18 protein-coding genes are annotated in these 17,467 nt (G+C 71.0%); 8 read left to right on the forward strand and 10 right to left on the reverse strand.

Features of this window, described 5'->3' with window-relative positions:
* The first annotated feature begins 65 nt into the window (after positions 1 to 65).
* The 4 genes from trxA (at position 66) to P9K36_RS05665 (ending at position 2,664) form a co-directional block, all read left to right on the forward strand.
* Complete coding sequence (gene trxA, locus P9K36_RS05650; protein WP_043388738.1) at positions 66 to 980, forward strand: thioredoxin; 915 nt, start codon at positions 66 to 68, stop codon at positions 978 to 980.
* Between the two features lie 49 nt (positions 981 to 1,029).
* A complete protein-coding gene (locus tag P9K36_RS05655; RefSeq protein ID WP_043352038.1) occupies positions 1,030 to 1,695 on the forward strand; it encodes an LON peptidase substrate-binding domain-containing protein in 666 nt (221 codons plus the stop codon).
* A 12-nt stretch (positions 1,696 to 1,707) separates the two neighbouring features.
* A complete protein-coding gene (locus P9K36_RS05660; RefSeq protein ID WP_043352039.1) occupies positions 1,708 to 1,914 on the forward strand; it encodes a Trm112 family protein in 207 nt (68 codons plus the stop codon).
* A gap of 360 nt (positions 1,915 to 2,274) precedes the next feature.
* A complete protein-coding gene (locus P9K36_RS05665) occupies positions 2,275 to 2,664 on the forward strand; it encodes a hypothetical protein (protein ID WP_043352078.1) in 390 nt (129 codons plus the stop codon).
* Positions 2,665 to 2,670: 6 nt separating this feature from the next.
* On the opposite strand, the gene P9K36_RS05670 is transcribed toward P9K36_RS05665, so the two are convergent.
* The 7 genes from P9K36_RS05670 to P9K36_RS05700 form a co-directional block, all read right to left on the reverse strand.
* Complete coding sequence (locus P9K36_RS05670) at positions 2,671 to 3,033, reverse strand: STAS/SEC14 domain-containing protein (RefSeq protein ID WP_043352080.1); 363 nt, start codon at positions 3,031 to 3,033, stop codon at positions 2,671 to 2,673.
* A gap of 74 nt (positions 3,034 to 3,107) precedes the next feature.
* Entirely contained in the window at positions 3,108 to 5,297 is a 2,190-nt protein-coding gene (locus tag P9K36_RS05675) for a primosomal protein N' (protein ID WP_043352040.1), read from the reverse strand.
* Between the two features lie 65 nt (positions 5,298 to 5,362).
* Positions 5,363 to 6,529 (reverse strand): MFS transporter, encoded by a 1,167-nt coding sequence (locus tag P9K36_RS05680; RefSeq protein WP_278306643.1) that lies wholly within the window; start codon positions 6,527 to 6,529, stop codon positions 5,363 to 5,365.
* A 37-nt stretch (positions 6,530 to 6,566) separates the two neighbouring features.
* On the reverse strand, positions 6,567 to 6,824 hold the full coding sequence (locus P9K36_RS05685) for a hypothetical protein (RefSeq protein ID WP_043352044.1): 258 nt from the start codon (positions 6,822 to 6,824) through the stop codon (positions 6,567 to 6,569).
* A 150-nt stretch (positions 6,825 to 6,974) separates the two neighbouring features.
* A complete protein-coding gene (locus tag P9K36_RS05690) occupies positions 6,975 to 8,090 on the reverse strand; it encodes an alpha/beta hydrolase (RefSeq protein ID WP_278306644.1) in 1,116 nt (371 codons plus the stop codon).
* Positions 8,091 to 8,214: 124 nt separating this feature from the next.
* Positions 8,215 to 9,495 carry a phosphatase domain-containing protein gene (locus P9K36_RS05695; protein ID WP_043388746.1) on the reverse strand — a complete coding sequence of 427 codons (1,281 nt, stop codon included), beginning with the start codon at positions 9,493 to 9,495 and terminating at the stop codon, positions 8,215 to 8,217.
* A gap of 21 nt (positions 9,496 to 9,516) precedes the next feature.
* Positions 9,517 to 9,915 carry a DUF3775 domain-containing protein gene (locus tag P9K36_RS05700; RefSeq protein WP_043352051.1) on the reverse strand — a complete coding sequence of 133 codons (399 nt, stop codon included), beginning with the start codon at positions 9,913 to 9,915 and terminating at the stop codon, positions 9,517 to 9,519.
* A gap of 330 nt (positions 9,916 to 10,245) precedes the next feature.
* Here P9K36_RS05700 and P9K36_RS05705 point away from each other — a divergent pair, with 330 nt between their 5' ends.
* Positions 10,246 to 11,697 carry a hypothetical protein gene (locus P9K36_RS05705; RefSeq protein ID WP_278306645.1) on the forward strand — a complete coding sequence of 484 codons (1,452 nt, stop codon included), beginning with the start codon at positions 10,246 to 10,248 and terminating at the stop codon, positions 11,695 to 11,697.
* 60 nt (positions 11,698 to 11,757) lie between these two features.
* Positions 11,758 to 13,080 (forward strand): HlyC/CorC family transporter, encoded by a 1,323-nt coding sequence (locus P9K36_RS05710; RefSeq protein WP_043388750.1) that lies wholly within the window; start codon positions 11,758 to 11,760, stop codon positions 13,078 to 13,080.
* 219 nt (positions 13,081 to 13,299) lie between these two features.
* Here the strand turns inward: P9K36_RS05710 and P9K36_RS05715 are convergent, their stop codons facing one another.
* Positions 13,300 to 14,688 (reverse strand): aminotransferase, encoded by a 1,389-nt coding sequence (locus P9K36_RS05715; RefSeq protein ID WP_278306646.1) that lies wholly within the window; start codon positions 14,686 to 14,688, stop codon positions 13,300 to 13,302.
* 136 nt (positions 14,689 to 14,824) lie between these two features.
* Between P9K36_RS05715 and P9K36_RS05720 the strand changes: the two genes are divergently transcribed.
* Both P9K36_RS05720 and P9K36_RS05725 read left to right on the forward strand, forming a co-directional pair.
* A complete protein-coding gene (locus P9K36_RS05720) occupies positions 14,825 to 15,358 on the forward strand; it encodes a hypothetical protein (RefSeq protein WP_043352059.1) in 534 nt (177 codons plus the stop codon).
* Positions 15,359 to 15,662: 304 nt separating this feature from the next.
* Positions 15,663 to 16,154 carry a glutathione peroxidase gene (locus P9K36_RS05725; RefSeq protein WP_278306647.1) on the forward strand — a complete coding sequence of 164 codons (492 nt, stop codon included), beginning with the start codon at positions 15,663 to 15,665 and terminating at the stop codon, positions 16,152 to 16,154.
* A 23-nt stretch (positions 16,155 to 16,177) separates the two neighbouring features.
* On the opposite strand, the gene P9K36_RS05730 is transcribed toward P9K36_RS05725, so the two are convergent.
* Together P9K36_RS05730 and P9K36_RS05735 are read right to left on the reverse strand one after the other, a co-directional pair.
* Positions 16,178 to 16,336 carry a hypothetical protein gene (locus tag P9K36_RS05730; RefSeq protein ID WP_162494518.1) on the reverse strand — a complete coding sequence of 53 codons (159 nt, stop codon included), beginning with the start codon at positions 16,334 to 16,336 and terminating at the stop codon, positions 16,178 to 16,180.
* Between the two features lie 299 nt (positions 16,337 to 16,635).
* Entirely contained in the window at positions 16,636 to 17,427 is a 792-nt protein-coding gene (locus P9K36_RS05735) for an ATP12 family protein (RefSeq protein WP_278306648.1), read from the reverse strand.
* Between the last annotated feature and the right edge of the window lie 40 nt (positions 17,428 to 17,467).

Below are 17,467 nucleotides of genomic sequence, written 5' to 3' on the forward strand. Positions count from 1 at the left end.
CTGGTCAGATCATGGCGGAAGCCCCATTTAGGGAACTCCACGAAAAAGGTTCCGAAGCCAGACCGATGCTCAACGACACCCTCGCCGGGGGCGGTGCCCCGGCCGGCGACACCGGCACCCTCATCAAGGACACGACCACTGCGAGCTTCCGGCAGGACGTGCTCGCCGAGTCGATGCACCGGCCTGTGCTGGTCGACTTCTGGGCGCCCTGGTGCGGGCCCTGCAAGCAGCTCACGCCGGTGCTGGAGAAGGTGGTCCGGGAGGCCGCCGGCGCGGTCGCCCTGGTGAAGATGAACATCGACGAGCATCCCTCGATCGCGGGTCAGCTCGGCATCCAGTCGATTCCGGCGGTCATCGTCTTCCAGAAGGGCCAGCCGGTCGACGGCTTCATGGGCGCGGTCCCCGAGAGCCAGATCAAGGAGCTGATCGGGCGCGTGGCCGGTCCTCAGCAGGATCCGCTCGAGGCCGCCCTGGCGGACGCCGCCGCCCTCATCGAGGAGGGCGACCTCGCCGGTGCTGCGGAAATCTACGCGGCGGTCCTGGAGCAGCAGCCCGACAACGTCACGGCGCTGGCCGGCCTCGCCAAGATGCAGCTCGACGCGGGCGAGATCGAGAATGCCAAGCGGGTTCTGGCCATGGTGCCGGAGGCGAAGGCTGGCGATCCGGCGCTCGCCGGCATCCGCGCCGCCCTCGAACTCGCCGAGCAGGCCGCCTCGCTCGGCGATCTCGCGGGCGTGCAGCGGGAAGTGGAGGCCAACCCGGACGCCCATCAGGCGCGGTTCGACCTCGCGCTGGGCCTCGCCGCCCGTGGCGAACGCGGCCAGGCGGTCGACCACCTGATCGAACTGCGCCGGCGCGACAAGGACTGGAACGACGACGGGGCGCGCAAGCAGCTGCTGCAGTTCTTCGAGGCCTGGGGCGTGATGGATCCGGATACGATCCGCGGACGGCGCAAGCTCTCGGCGCTTTTGTTCTCGTGAGGTTCCGGCTCGCGCTTCGGACCACCAATCGGCCCCCCCGGGAGGCGCCATGAGTACCCATGCGAGCTACAAGGGCCCGGCGGATTGTCCCGCGGTCATCCCGGTCTTCCCCCTCTCCGGGGCGCTGCTGCTGCCCCGCGGGCAGATGCCGCTGAACATCTTCGAGCCGCGCTATCTCGCCATGGTCGACGATGCTATGCGCACGGACCGGATCATCGGCATGATCCAGCCGGATCCGGAAGGATCGGGCGGGGCCAATCCGAAACTCTACCGCGTCGGCTGCGCGGGGCGGGTGACCCAGTACGCGGAGACCGGCGACGGACGATACCTGATCTCGCTCACCGGCATCACGCGCTTCCGGGTCGAGAGTGAATTGGCCTCGATCGGCCCCTATCGCCGCTGCCACGTCTCCTATGACGACTTCGCTGTGGACTTCGAGCCCCGGGCGGGCGAGGAGCAGGTCGACCGCGCGGGCGTGCTCAAGGCGTTGCGCGACTTCGTAGAGTCGAACGACCTCAAGGTGGACTGGGCCGGAATCGACGAGGCGCCCGACGAGGCGCTGGTCAACGCCCTCTGCATGATGAGTCCGTTCGGTGTGCGCGAGAAACAGGCGATGCTCGAGGCCCCCGACCTGAAGACGCGGGCCGAGATCCTGATCGCGGTCACGCAGATGGAACTGGTTCGCGGCTCGGGCCCCGAGTCGACGATGCAATAGGCTGCACGAACGATGACCAACGACCTCACCGCCCCCGTCGAAGCGACCCGCGTGGACCCGAAGCTTTTGGAGATCCTGGTCTGCCCGCTGACCAAAGGGACACTGGAATACGATTCCGTCCGCCAGGAACTGATCAGCCGTTCCGCCAAGCTCGCTTATCCGATCCGCGACGGGATCCCGATCATGCTGCCGGAAGAAGCCCGGCCGCTGACGGACTGATCGCCCGGGCCGTTCGTTTGCGCGCGGGGCAGCCCGCGTCGCTTCGCATCCCGAGCGCCCCGTGCTTACGGGACCCGCCCCCTCCGGTCGGGCTTGGCGCGCCCCGTGCCGGCCGCCCCCCTGCCAAACCTCAGGATGTCGGCGAGATTTGGCATCAGGTCTTCCGATCGGAGAGCAGATTCGACCCTATCGAGCTTGACTATTACTCCGCCCTTCGCCGACCCTGATCTATCTTGAGCTAACGCGTGGCGGCCATACTCTTGCCGCTTCGATCGTTCAGCGTCGAGTCATCCCCGATCGATGATTCTGACCGTGCATCCCGCCTCAGGCGGCATCCACTTCGCTGAGAGATCGCCCCGCATGATCAAGCTGACCGCCGTCGCGGCCCTCGCCGCCGGCCTGTTCCTTCCCCTTTGCGCGCCCGCCAGCGCGGAGCCCGGCACGCATAACGGACGGTGGTCGGTGGAACTGGTCACGGAAACCGGTCTGTGCAGCGCCCGCTACACCTACGCGCTCGCCATCCGCGAGGGTCACGTGCAGCTGATCTCCGGCGCCGCCGGCGCGCAGGTGAACGGGCATGTCGGGGCCGATGGCAGCGTCGGGCTCACTGTCAACAACGGCACCGCGAGCGGCACGGGAACGGGGCGGCTCCGGGCCGGGAGCGGCGCGGGGACCTGGAAGGTCTCGTCCCTCTGCTCCGGCCACTGGACCGCGCGGCGCAGCGATACCCGCACCGCGCAGGCCGACTGAGACCGCTCAGACGGCGGCTGCGAGCCAGGTGCGCGCCTCGTCGATGCGGGCCCGCTCGAACACCTTGATCTGGGTCGGCGAGACGAAATTGAAGGTTTCGGCCAGCGCCTTGAGCCAAGGCGCGTCCGTCACCAGGGCGACGTGGCTGACGCTCTTCATCATCGAGAAGCCGAAGCGCGGATCCTTGAAGAAGGCGGCCGGCTCCATGCCCTCGAAGGCGCGGATGTCCTCGAGCAGCTTGATCTTGCCGCCCTTGTCGAGGTCGGCCTTCATCGCCGTCATCATGGCGTTCATCTCTTCGTCGGTGATCTTCCCGTCGACCACGATCTCGGCGACGTTGGAATCCGGCGTCTTGGTATAAGTCAGCACTGATCGCTCCTCCGGGAACCGCATGCGTCCCGGCCAATCTCCGGCCGGGATCCGCCGCCCGTCGCCCGAGTGTCCTACAAAAAGCTCTGCGGGTCGACATCGATGGCGACCCGGACGTTGCCGCGCACCTTCGGACCCCGGGCGATCCAGGCGCGCAGGTAGGCCTGCAGATCGACGTTGCGCTCGGTCTTCACGAGCAGGCGGAAGCGGTATCGGCCGCGCACCAGGGCCAGCGGCGCCTCGGCGGGACCCAGCACCATCACGCCCTCCGGCGGCTCGGCCGCGCGGGCCAGCGCCTGGCCGTGGGCCTCCGCCACCTCGCGCTCGGTCGCCGAGACGATCAGCGCGGCGAGTCGCCCGAACGGCGGAAGGCCCGCCGCCTCGCGGGCCTGGATCTCCTCCGCGTAGAAGCGCTCGGCATCCCCCGACAGGAGGGCCGCGATCACGGGATGGTCCGGCTGGTAGGTCTGGACGAGGGCGCGGCCGGGCTTCTCACCGCGGCCGGCACGGCCGGTGACCTGCTGCAGCAGCTGGAACGTCCGTTCCGCGGCCCGCGGATCGCCCGAGGTCAGGCCGATATCGGCGTCGAGTACGCCGACCAGGGTCAGGAACGGGAAATTGTGGCCCTTCGCCACGAGTTGCGTCCCGATCACGATATCGCATTCGCCGGCTGCCACGGCATCGAGTTCCTGCCGCAGGCGCTCCGCGCCGCCGGGGAAGTCGCTCGACAGGACGACGACGCGCCGGTCCGGAAACAAGGCCGTGGCCTCCTCGGCGATCCGTTCGACGCCGGGGCCGCAGGCGGTGAGATTGTCGAATGTGCCGCACTCGGTGCAGGCCTCCGGCCGGCGCTCGGCATAGCCGCATTGATGGCAGACCAGCGCCCGGCGGAACCGGTGCTCCACCAGCCAGGTCGAGCAGTTCTTGCACTGGTAGCGGTGGCCGCAGGCCCGGCAGAGGGTCAGGGGCGCGTAGCCCCGGCGGTTGAGGAACAGCAGCGCCTGCTCGCCGCGCTCCAGGGTGCTCTTCACGGCGTTGACCAGCGGCGGGCTCAGGAAGCGGCCGCGCTCGGGCTGGTCGAGGCGCATGTCGATCGCCGCGATGTCGGGCAGGCGCCGCCCGCCGAAGCGCTCGGGGAGCAGGATGTGCCGGTAGCGCCCCCTTGCGGCGTTGACGCGGGTCTCGATGGCGGGCGTCGCCGAGGTCAGCACCACCGGGCAGGACTCGAGACGCCCGCGCACCACCGCCATGTCGCGGGCATGGTAATGGACGCCGTCCTCCTGCTTGTAGGCGGTCTCGTGCTCCTCATCGACCACGATCAGCCCCAGCCGCGCGAAGGGCAGGAACAGGGCCGAGCGCGCGCCGACCACCACCAGCGCCTCGCCCTCGGCCACCGCGGCCCGCAGGCGCTCGCGACGCCTGCCGCCGATTCCGGAATGCCACGCCGCCGGCCGAACCCCGAACCGGGCGGCGAAGCGGTCCAGGAACTGGGCCGTCAGCGCGATTTCCGGCATCAGGATCAGCGCTTGGCGGCCCGCCCGGATGCAGGCGGCCACGGCCTCGAAATAGACCTCGGTCTTGCCCGAGCCGGTGACCCCCTCCAGCAGGACGGGCCTGAGATCGGCCGGATCCTCCGCCGGCGGCCGGTCCCACGGAAAGGGCGCGACCAGAGCCGCCACGGCCTCGGCCTGGGCGGGCGAGAGCGGCGAGCGCGGGAAGTCCGGATCGGGCCGCGGCGCGACCGGCTCGGGCGCGACCGCCACGGTCTCCAGGGCACCGTCGTCGATGAGCCCGTCGACCACCGAGAGCGAGACCCCGGCCTCCTTGGCCAGGGCGCTCTTGCCCCGCAGACCGCCGTCGGCGGCCGCGGCGAGGACCTTGGTGCGGGCCGGGGTCGGCCGGGCCGGGGGCTTGTCGGTGATGCGCACGGCGACCCGGGCGGTCTCGCCGGCCGCCGCCTCGTCGGGCAGGCGCAACACCATGGCCAGCGCCGAGCCTTTCGGCGCCAGCGTGTAGCGGGCGATCCAGTCGACGAGGCTGCGCAGCGGATCCGACAGGGGCGGGAAGGGCAGGCGGTCGGTCACAGGCCGCAGGTTCGAGCCGCCGGGGCTCTCGGCCACGCCCCAGACGACCCCGACGATCTCGCGCGGTCCGAGGGGCACCTGCACCACGTCGCCGGCGGCGAGGTCGAGCCCGGCCGGTGCCACGTAGCTGTAGGGTGTATCGAGGGCCAGCGGGATCAGGATCTCGGCGACGACGGGCATGCTGGGCTTTTCGGGCGGGTCCGTTCCGGGTCCGTACCACAGGCCCGGGAAAAGAACCCGCCGCTTCAGCGGTCCCGCAGCCCCGGCACCAGCGGCAGGGCCGCGAGACTCAGGGCCGCCATCGCCCAGAAGGCGGAAGCCCCGAAGGACCCGTAGAGCGCCCCGGAGGCCAGGGTCGCGGCGACGCCGGACAGGCCGAGGCCCAGGGTGCCGTAGAGGGCCAGCGCGGTCGTCCGGAGGTCGGCCGGCGTGGTGGCTTCGATGAGCCCGAGGCAGGCAAGGTGCAGGAGGGCGAAGCTCACCCCGTGCAGGGCCTCGACGGCGGCGAGCCATGGGATCGCGGTCGTGGAGCCCAGCACCGCCCAGCGGACGGCCCCCGCGCAGGCCGCGGCCGCGACGCCTGCCGCAGGGCCGATCCGCGCCAGCAGGGGCGGCCCGACCAGCAGGAAGACCAGAACCTCGGCGGCCACCGACACCGACCAGAGGAGGCCCGCGGTGGCCGGCGCGATCCCGGCGGAGCGCCACAGGATCATGGCGAAGCCGTCGTGCATCGCGTGGGCGCCGATCACCAGGGCGGCGACCAGCACCGTGCGGCGGAAACGCGGCAGCGCGATCAGGGCAGCGAAACCGTGCCACGGCGCCCCGGCCCGGGTCGCTCGGGCCCGATCCGCCGGCAGCGCCAGGGCCGACACACCGGCGGCGAGGAACAGGCCGCCGCTCGCGACGAGGGCGGCGGCGAGGCCGAAGATCCCGATCGACCAGCCCGCGGCGGCGGTGCCCGCGATGAAAGCGGCCGAGCCCGCGCCACGGATCCAGCCGTACTGGAACGCCGCCCCACCCCGCGCGGCGGCCAGGGCCAGCGCGTCGGCGAGCGGCGCCGGAGCCGCGGTGCCCACCGCGTAGAGCAGAGCCGGGGCGATCAACTGCGCCAACCCGACGCCCGGCAGATGCGCCAGGGTGCTGAGCCCCGCCAGCGCGAGACTCGCCGCAAGAATGGATCTGCCGGCGCGATGGCGGTCGGCGAAGGCGCCGGCCAGCGGCCCGATCCCGAGGCGCAGCGCACCCGCGGCGGCGAGAAGAAGGCCGATCTCAGCCGGCGTCAGGCCACGGGCCGCCAGGAAGCCCGGCAGGATCGGCGACAGAACGCCATAGGCACCGTAGAGCGCCGCATACAGGACGAGGAACCGGGGGAGCCCGCCACGTCGTTCCGCCCCTGGCGCCCGCTTCTGCATGGGCGGAACGTAGTCCGGCGGGCCTCCCGAAGTCAGGTCAGCAGGGGCGACGGACGGCGTAGCGGTAGCGCCGCCCTTGCGCGTCGAGCAGCTCGCTGTCGGGACCTTCCTGCCAGACGACCTCGTCCTCGGGCCCCGCCGCGTTGGTCAGGGTCGCCCCACGGACGATGTCGAGGCTGAGGCCGAACCCGTAATTGGTGGCGGTCGCGTCGGTGATCGCGGCCGTGATGTCGGCCTCGTCGGGCAGGCAGGCGAACAAGACGCCGTCGGCGATGGCGAGGGTGTAGGTTTGCACGGATGGGCTCCAACAGGCTCGAAGAGCGTGGACCGGCACGGGAGCGCCCAAACCTAGGCATCGCCACCGGGATGTGAAGGCTTCCCACCGAATTGCTGCATTGCACCATTTCGTGAGGACAAGCCCCGCGCAAGCCCGCCGCGCCGCGTCTCACCGCCCCAGATGGCTATCGAAGAACCGCGCCATCTCGCCGAACACCTCCTTGGTCTCCGGGGCGTCCGGAGTGAAGAGGTACTGGGCGTGGGACATGCCCTCGAACACCTGGAGGGACGCCTCGATCCCGGCGGCGCGCAGCTTCCGATGGGTGCGCACGGTGTTCGACAGGAACAGGTCGCGGGTGCCGGTGATCAGGATCGCGGGCGGCAGGCCGGCGAAATCGCCATAGATCGGCGAGAACTGCGGGTCCTTCAGGTCCCGACCGGCGGCGTAGAGCTTGGCGGCCGGCGTCAGGTAGCCGGAATAGCTGACGAGGACGTTGTCCAGCCACTCGTTGGTCCGGTAGCTGTCGCCGGTCTCGGTCATGTCGGACCAGGGCGTGCCGAGGCCGATCGCCGCCGGCAGCGCCAGTCCCTCGGCCTTGGCGCGGAGCATCAGAGCCAGGGTCATGCCGCCGCCCGTGGAGGTGCCGAACACCGCCATGTTCTGAGGCTTCTGCATGGTCAGCATGGCGCGCCACACGGCGGTCGCGTCGTCCATGGCGGCGGGGTAGGGGGCATCCGGCGGCATGCGGTAATCCACCGCGATGACCTTGTAGCCGCCGAGGCCGGCCATCAGGATCGCCTCCAGCGTGCCGGACTCGCCGGGATTGTAGACGTAGCCGCCCCCGTGGATGTGCAGGAGCAGGCGGTTGCGGTTGGCTTCGGGCATCTGCCGGGGCTGGATCACGAAGGCCTTCACGCCACCGATCACGGCGGCCTCGCTGGTGACGCCGAGCTTCTCACGCAGGGCGGGGAGGGCGGCGGCGCCGGCGGCGGCCAGTCGGTCGACCAGGGCCTTCCAGGCCGCGGCGTCCGGCGGGTTCGCGTTCCAGGCCGGCACGCGGTAGGGCGCCGCCACAGCCGTGCGGAATTGCGGACTCGTCGTGTCGGCGGGCACCGGCACGACCTTGGCCGGTACCGTCCGTGGCCCCGGCGCGGCATTGGCCGCCCCGATCTCGGCCTCGAGCTGCTCGAAACGGGGAACTGGCCTCTCGGCGGGGGCGGCCTGCCCGAGGGCGGCGTGGGTTCCGCAGGCGATCATCAGCAGCGCGGACAGGCTCAGGCGCATCTCGGTTCCTCCTGGGCAGCCCGGTCTGCGGATCCGTCTCGGCGGGGGCCGGCTGCGTGGATCCATGAAGTATCGGACGGGGCGGACCGCGACAGCGGCCCCGGTTACGATCACGGCCTTGCGTTCACGCTTCGAGGCGCGGCAGCGCAGCCGGGGTGGCCGGCTCGACCACCAGGGTCGCCGGCACGGCGCCGTCACCGGCCAGCGCCTCGGCGATCGCCTCGGGGGCGATCGGGTCCTCGGCGGCAGAACCGGCGAGATCCGGCGTGATCCGGGCGGTCTCCCGCCGTGTATCGGTCTCCGCCGCGGCGTGCTCGTCGGCGACGCCGGCCACCGCCTCGGGGGCGATCAACCCGATGGCCGCCGCATGCTCGGCCATCGCGACGCTGTCGCCGGCCAGCACCAGGCTCGATCCGGCCCGGGCGACGGCGCCGGCGAGGCGGACGATCTCCTCGACCCGGGCCGAGTCGCGGGACACGTTGCGGATGTAGACTGCCAGCACCCGCCCGGGATTCTCCTCGACGATCTGCGCGTAGACCTCCGGATCGTGCTGGCCGCTGTCGCCGATCAGCACGAAGGGCAGATCCCGGTAGAGGGCGAGCATGTGGCGGATCAGCGCCTGCTTGTGGTCGGTGGCCCGGCGCGGCAGCGGATGCGTCCAGGACAGCCCCCATTCCCTCAGGAACAGCACCGGCCCCGCCGGAATGCCGTGGCGCTGGAAGAATTCCGACAGCATTTCGTAGAGGCCCCAGGGGGCCCGGGAGACGTAGAGCATCGGGTTGCCCTCGCCGCCGCCGGCGCCCGCATGCAGGGCCCGGTAGAGGGCGGCCACACCCGGGAAGGCGACCCGGCTCTCGGCATCCTCCACGAACAGGCGCCAGAGCATCGTCAGCTTGTTGGCGACACCGGTGCGCATGACCGTGTCGTCGATGTCACTGACGACGACGACACGGCACTGGTCGGGCGGGATGAACACCGCGCCCTCGGCGGGGATCGGCGGGTCGGCGTCGAGAAGGAGATCGACCGCGTGCCACTCCCCCGGCGCAGCCGGTCGCGTGCGCGGGTGCAGGTGCAGACGGAAATAACCGTCGCGGTCGGTCTCGACCCGGACGGCGTCGTCGCCGAACCGGGCGGTCACGGCGGCTCCGGCAATCGCCCGCCGGGCGATGCGGCGCCGCAGGTCGCGCCATTGCGCCCGCAGGGAATCGGGATCCTCGCCGGGGATCCCGGGCGATTGCCGGAAGACGCGACCGATCAGGAATACCTCATCGCGTGAGCCGTAGCCGCGGTACGGCTCGACCACGAGGCCGCCCGGTCCCTTGCCGCCCCGGCCCTGCGCCCGGCGGACCGGCCGGGTGAGGACCCGCAGCGCCTTGGTGGCGCCCTTGCGCACGCGTGAGGCCATGGACCGGCCGCTCCCGGGCGCTCAGGCCTGCGGCAGTTCGGGGCTGAGCCCCATCGCGTCGAGGCCCTCCTCCAGCAGATCCCCGGCGTCGGGCGAGCCCAGCAGCTCCCGCACGGCGCCCTCGCCAGCGGCCTCGCGCTCGCGGGCGAAGCGCACGGCCTCGCTCCACTCCTCGGGCTCCATGTCGCCGCGTCCGATATAGAGAAGGGCAAGCAGCTCGGCCCGGGAATCGTCGTCGAGCCCGGCGATCAGGCCCCGGACCTCGGATTCCGTGGCGTCGTCGGTGCCGGAGGTCAGGACGTCGGTGGACCCGTCGTCGATCGGGTTCGAGCCCGAATCCGGATCGGTGTTGCCCTCCTTCACTTCGATGGCGCGCAGCCGCATGACGATGTCGGTGACGGTTTCGACGGCGATATCCATGCGCTGATCTCCGAACGCTGACAGGAGCGGCCAAGCGGGGCCCTCAAGCCGCGACAACGGACGAGCGGGCCCGGGGTTCGCCCCATCCCCATCGAAGGCGCGGTGCGTGGTCCGCGCCACTTCCCGGTTGGACCACCGTAGGATAGAGCCTGCGAGACTATTTCGATAACCGGGTCAACATCGGCGATAGACGTGGTTTCTATAGAGTCTGCTGGAACATCCTTCGCCGATACCATCGTCTCCTGCGTACGCGACTCAAGGTCTCGGCGCTCGGCCGGGCGCCGCTGGCACGTCGGCGCCCTCGCGGGGCTCTGCGGAGTGGCCGCATCCGTGCTGCTTGGACCGGACCCCGCCGAGGCCAGGCCCGCGAGCTACGAGGGCAGCGCGCCGAGCTGCTTCCTCACGGGCGGCGGCGCCCTCGAGATCTGCCGGGATGGCTCGGAGGCCGAGGGCGTCCTGATCGCGCCGGCGCCCTGCGCGTTCGTACGCGGCGTTCAGCTCCTGCGGCTTGCCCGTTCCGAGGCACCGGGCCCGATCCAGGCCCTGTTCCAGGGGCAGACCCCGGTGGCATCCCGACGGGACGAGCCCTGCCCGGAGCGCCGCGCCACGGACAGCCGGGATGGCGGCGCCCTGCGCACCGGGCGGACCTTCGAGGCCTTGGTCACGACGCTGCCGCCCACGGCCGACCGGTTCTGGGTCGACCTGCCAGAGCAGAGCACGCGGGCGCGCGGCTGGTCCGAACCGACACCGACGGCCGAGGGGATCGGCCCGCGCGACCCGATCGCGGTGACGGGCCGCACCTGGGCCGGGGAGGCCTACAGCTACGTCTTCCTGCTCGGGCAGGAGCGCGTGGGCGTCACCGGCGAGGACGATGCCGAGACCGAGCGCCGGGGCCGCCGTCGGCGCCGGCGAGCGGAGCAGGACGCGCCGGCGTCCGGCCCGGCCGATGTCCGCCGCCGCGTGCAGATCGAGGCCCGGACCCTCGATTTCCAGACCTTCGAGATCCGCACCCGCACCGCGGACGGGTACGGCCTGGCCTGGACGCCGTTCGAGGCCGGCGCGGGCCGCGGGCGGCGCAGCGACCCGCCCGCCCCCGCCGCGGTGATCGACGAGGCGGGCAAGCCGGTGACCTCGGCCTGCACGGCCCCGGCCTTCGAGACCCACGGGCTCGCCGGTTCGATCAGCGTCGTGGATCGCACCTATCACTACGTCTATACCGACGTGCTGCCCGAGGATTGCGGCCTCGCCCCCGAGAAGCGCCGCACCGGGCTCTTCCTGCGCACCGCGCAGGACCTGTCCGGTGCGAAGGTCTGGTCGACGGCCCGCAAGCTCGCCGGGCCGCTGCCGCCCGGGTCCCTCGTGCGGGTGGCCCGGGCCAAGGGCTTGCAGCGCTGGGCGGTCTCCTACACGTGCCAGCGGCCCGCCAACGCGCCGGGCGGCCCCGTGGCGGACATCTGCCTCCAGTACACCGCCGACATGAACCTCGATGGCATCGGCGCCCTCAAGCTCTACGCCGATCCGGTCGAAGCCGGCCGCTCGCCGGCCTATCTCGGACTGCGCTCGGGGGGCGACGGCAGCGGCCGGTACGATCGGAGCGCGCATTTCTGGATGACGGACGCGGAAGGCAACCTCGACACGCCGGCGATCTATCCGAACAAGGCCGGGTTCCTGACTTGGCTCGACCGGCTCGCTCCGACCGCCTCCGGCCGCGACACGTCGAGCCTCTACGGAAGGCCCGTCTACTGGGCGACGTGGACGGTGCGCCAGATCGGCGCGCAATAAGTCGCGGGAGGCGCTATATGGGCGGCCGACAAGCCGCGCGCGGCGTGCCTGACGGACCCGATGGAAACCCATATCGACCTGTGGTTCGCCGCGAGCATCGTGGCGATCTCGTTGCTCCTCTCGGCTTTCTTCGCGGGCGCGGAGACGGCCTTCACGGCCGCGTCGCGGGCGCGGATGCACGCCCTCGAACAGGCGGGCGATCCGCGGGCCGCGATCGTCAACCGCATCCTGGCGATCCGCGAGCGCTTCATCGGCGCCATGCTGATCGGCTACAACATCGTGGCGATCGGCGCCTCGGCCTTCACCACCAGCGTGCTCACCGCGCTGTTCGGCAAGAGCGGCGTGATCTACGCCACGGTCGGCATGTCGGTGCTGGTCATCGTGTTCGCCGAGGTGCTGCCGAAGACCCTCGCCATCTCCAAGCCCGACAAGGCGGCGCTGCTCACCGCCCGGCCGGTGGCCTTCGCGGTGGCGCTGATGGGCCCGCTGGCCATCGCCATCGAGCATCTCGTGCGGCTGATGCTGAAGCCGTTCGGCGTCACCATCGGCGAGCACCAGTCGATCCTCACCGCCGCCGAGGAGCTGCGCGGGCAGGTGGCGCTGATGCACCGGGAGGGGGGCGTCGCAAAGGCCGAGCGCGACATGCTGGGCGGCCTCCTCGACCTCTCGGACCTGTCGGTCTCCGACGTCATGGTCCACCGCACCAAGATGCGGGCGATCGACGCCGACCAGCCCTCCGAGGACATCGTCCGCGCCGTCCTGTCCTCGCCCTATACGCGCATGCCCCTGTGGCGCGGCACGCCGGAGAACATCGTCGGCGTGCTCCACGCCAAGGACCTTCTGCGGGCGCTCGACGCGGCGGGGGGCGACGCCTCGGGCCTCAAGGTCGAGGCGCTCGCCCTGGAGACGTGGTTCGTGCCGGGCACCACGTCCCTGCGCGCCCAGCTCAAGGCCTTCCTCACCAAGAAGACCCACTTCGCCCTGGTGGTCGACGAGTACGGCGAGGTGATGGGCCTCGTGACTCTGGAAGACATCCTGGAGGAGATCGTCGGCGACATCGCCGACGAGCACGACGTCACGGTCTCGGGGGTGCGCCCGCAGGGGGACGGGTCGGTGAACGTCGATGGCGGCGTGCCGATCCGCGACCTGAATCGCGCGATGGACTGGAAACTCCCCGACGAGGAGGCGACCACGATCGCGGGCCTCGTCATCCACGAGGCCCGGACCATCCCGGATCAGGGGACGGCCTTCAACTTCCACGGCTTCCGCTTCCAGGTGCTGCGGAAGGCCAAGAACCGGATCACCACGCTGCGCATCACGCCGCTGACGGCGACCGGGCTCCAGGCCACCGCTCAGCCGGACGCGCAGCGCGACGCGGTGTGATGCCGCGTCCGGGCGGCGGCTTCGACGTCGCCGCGTCCGCGCGCACAGCGCCGCCTTTTGGAGGCGCGATGCTGATGGACCTCGCGGCATGCCGGGTCACGTCGCGCCACGCAAAATGACGGGGCGCGCGTCTTCGACCGGAATGCGGGTGCGGCACCGGGTCCGGACGACGGTTTTCCCGCCGTCCGTCTGAGGTCCATCCGCGACCGGCCGCGCGCCTCAGCCCGGCATCGCCTCCAGCCCCTCGGCACGGATCCAGTCCCGGGTGCGGTCGAGCGCCCGGCCGAGCCGGTCGAACAGGGCATCGATCTCATCCGGCGCGATGATCAGCGGCGGGCAGACCGCGACGCGGTCGCCGGCAAGCGCCCGCACGATCAGACCTTCGCCCTGCGCGAAGGCGACGCAGCGCGCAGCGACGCCGGCCTTGGGGTCGTATTGCCGCTTGGTGACCTTGTCGGCGACGATCTCCAGGCCGCCGATCAGCCCGATGCCCCCGGCCTCGCCCACGAGGTCGTGCCCGGCCAGCGCCGAGAGGCGACGCTGGAACTGGGGTGCCTTCTCGGCCGCCCCCTCGATGATGCGGTCGCGGCGATAGATCTCGATGGCCTTCAGCGCCACGGCCGCAGCCACCGGGTGTCCGGAATAGGTGGTGCCATGGCCGAAGGTGCCGATCTTCTCGCTCTGGCCGACAAGCGCTTCGTAGAGCGGTTCGTCGATGCTCACGCCGCCGAGCGGCATGTAGGCCGAGGTCAGGGCCTTGGCGAAGGAGATCGAATCGGGCCGGGCACCCAGCGCCTCGCTGCCGAACCACGTGCCGAGCCGTCCGAAGCCGCAGATCACCTCATCGGCGATGAAGCGGACCTCGTATTTCGCCAGCACCGCCTGGATCGCGGAAAAATAGCCCCGCGGCGGCACGATCGCGCCGCCCGCGCCCATGACCGGCTCGGCGATGAAGGCCGCCACCGTGTCCGGCCCCTCCCGCAGGATGGTCTCCTCCAGTTCGGCGGCGAGGCGCGCGGAATAGGCCTCCTCGCTCTCGCCCGGCTCGGCGCCCCGGTAATGGTGGGCGGCGGAGACGTGCAGGAAGCCCGGAAGCGGCAGGTCCCAGTCGGCGTGATTCGCGGCGAGCCCGGTCATCGACGCACTGGCGACCGTCACGCCATGGTAGCCCTTCTGGCGGGCGATGATCTTCTTTTTATTCCGGCGCCCGAGGGCGTTGTTGTAATACCACGTGAGCTTGACCTGCGTGTCGTTGGCCTCGGATCCCGAAGACGTGAAAAAGATCTTCGAGGTCGGAACCGGCATCAGCTCCTTGAGCGTCTCGGCGAGTTCGATACCCGGATCGTGGCTGCGGCCGGAGAACAGGTGCGTGAAGGGCAGGCGCGCCATCTGCGCCCGGGCCGCCTCCACCAGCTCGGCGTTGGAATAGCCCAAGGCCGTGCACCACAGGCCGGACATGCCCTCGATATAGGGACGCCCCTCGGTGTCGTAGACGTGCACACCCTCGCCGCGCTCCAGAACCAGCGGACCGATCTGTCGGTGCGTCGACAGGTTGGTGTAGGGGTGGAGAACGGTTTCGACGTCGCGGGTCGCGAGATTCGAGAGCATGGTTCGCAAGGTCCTCGTGCGAGGGTCACCGCCGCCACACTACCGACCCGATGCCCCGGCAGGTAGCCCGAAGGACCCGCGGCCGGCCGTTACCGGACGCATGCCGCCCGCGACCGCCTCTGTTGACGCCCGACCGATGCTCAATCCGGAAACGTTCGTCGCACAACCCGCCCCCGGCCGCGCCTGCGGCGCCTGCACGCTCTGCTGCAAGGTCTACGACGTGCCCGCGGTGGAGAGCGTGGCCGGACAATGGTGCCGGCACACCAGGGCCGGCCAGGGCTGCGCCATTCACGCCACCCGGCCCGACCATTGCCGGGCATTCCACTGCCTCTGGATGACGGAAGGCTGGCTCGGACCGGAATGGAAGCCGGATCGGGCCAAGATGGTGCTGAGCCTCGACCCGCTCACCCGCAACATGAACGTCCAGGTCGATCCCGGCCAAGCGGGCGCGTGGCGGCGCGAACCCTATTACGGGCAGCTCAAACGCTGGGCCGTCGCCTCGGTGCCGCTGCGGCGGCACGTGCTGGTCCACGTCAACAAGAGCACCACCGTCGTCCTGCCGGACCGCGATGTCAGTCTCGGGGTGGTCGGCGCCGACGAACGCATCGTCACCACCGACCGCATGACCCCGCAGGGCCCCAGCTTCGACGTCCGGAAAGTCCCGGCCTGAGCCCACCGGCCCGGACCGGAAAGGCCGGCTCTCAGGAGCTCATGGACACGTGGCCGCTCCGTTTCAGCGCTCCGGGCCGGACGCCCGTCAGCGGGGCGGATTGCCTGTCCGGCAGTCCGGTGCCCGGCGCCTCCGGCACCGTGGATGCGCCCCGGATGGGGAAGCGACAGCGCGGCATTCCCACATCCCGGTCGGGCGCGGAGGGGAGGCGGGCCCCACGCGCCGCCGGCGGCGCCGCGGCGCGGTCGCGATGACCTGATGCGCGCGTCTTGCGGAACCGGCCGGTTTGCTCGAGTGATCGGGCATGACGACAGTTCACGATCTCAGCGTGTCCGCGGCCGACGGCACGCCTTACCCGCTCGCGCAGCATCGCGGACAGGTGCTGCTCATCGTCAACACGGCCTCCCGCTGCGGCTTCACCCCGCAATATGAGGGCCTGGAGGGGCTGTGGCGCCGATACCGGGAGGAAGGTCTGACGATCCTGGGCTTCCCCTGCAACCAGTTCGGCGCCCAGGAGCCGGGCGACGCCACCGAAATCGCGCAGTTCTGCTCGCTGCGCTACGATGTGAGTTTCCCGGTGCTCGCCAAGATCGCGGTGAACGGGCCGGATGCCGATCCGCTCTACGCCCATCTTACCCAGGCCCGACCGGGGCTGTTCGGCACGCGGGTGGTCAAGTGGAACTTCACCAAGTTTCTGGTGGGTCGTGACGGCCGGGTCATCGCCCGTTTCGCGCCCGGGACGAAGCCCGCGGCCCTGGAGGCGAAGATCCGGGCGGCCCTGGCCGCGCCAGCCTGAGCCGCGTCGGCGTGACCTTGGCGTCAGACCGCGTCGAGATCCGCCGCCTCGGAGGCGGGAACGCGGCGTCGATCGACCCGCTCGCGAGCCCGCAGCACCGTCCGCAGGGACGCGACCGGGAAGGGGCGCACCGACTCGCGCAGGATGCCCGTCAGGAAGCGGATCTCGGCGATCTTGCGCAAGGTCAGGTCGGGGGCACCGGCGCTCTTTGCCCTGCGTTCGAGGTCCGAAAGAGCGTCGAAGAGCGCGTATCGCGCGGGCAGATCCCGGGACGATTGCTTCGAGGCAATCAGCGTAGCCAGTTCGCCTTCAAATCTGCATCGGACAGGCTGATCGGAACGCATTGTCGTCTCGAACACAATGTGCGCCGACCGTAAAACAGTGTTCGCGGCTTGTCAGCCGCTGAAGCCGACCGGGCGCCGCGAATGCCGGATTGTTGCCCAATTGCATCTGCGCGACGGATCGCACTTCGGGTCTCGGCTCAGCCTTCGACACCGACGAACGCGGCCGCCGCCTCGAACTCGATCCGGCGCGCCGCGAGGCGTGCTTCCGCCTCCGCGTCGCGCCCCCAGACGGCAGCCTGGTAGGTCTCGTCGACGTGAGCGGCGTCCCAGGCTTCCGCCGGGGCCAGGCGGCCACGCAGCACCGCCAGCGCGATCAGAAGGGAGCCGGTCAGGGTGGTCAGGGTGTGCAGTCCGGCCAAACGGAACGGATCCGTCACCGCATTCACCGCCGTGGAGAGGGTCCGGATCGTGTCGGCGGGCTGCTCGACATGCATGACGCCCTCGCTCAGGATCACCCGCGCACCGAACTCGTCCCGCGCCCAGGCGAGGATCGGGTCCCAGGCCGCCGCCTGCGCCGCCACGAGGCGCTCCGGGTCACCAGCGCGATAGGCCACGAGATCGGTGCCGGCATAGGCGCAGAGATCGGCCGCCACCGCACCCAAGCGGGGCGTGACGCCGTCGATCGCCGTGTTGGCGAGCCGCGTCAGCGGCATCTGTGCCGGGTCGATCGCAGTGTCCTGGGCCGCCCATTCCGCCGCGACCCGCTCGGCCAGGGCGCGGCTCGGGAGCCGCAGCGGGTTGCGGGCCGGTGTGTTGGCCGGACGTCCGTCCAGGGTCAGCCGGAATCCCTCGGCCTCCTCGGAGAAGCCGGCCTCCGTGTAGAACCGCCGGGGCAGGGCGGGCTTGGAATGGCCCCGGGCCGCACGGATCGGGTCGGGCCGCGCGCCGTCGCCCGGTTCGCCGAGCCAGTCTGTCGTCTGATCGCTCATGGACGCGAGATAGGCGTTTCCGGCCCGGCGCGCGAGCCTT

This window comes from Methylobacterium sp. 391_Methyba4, assembly GCF_029691625.1.
GTDB lineage: Bacteria > Pseudomonadota > Alphaproteobacteria > Rhizobiales > Beijerinckiaceae > Methylobacterium > Methylobacterium fujisawaense.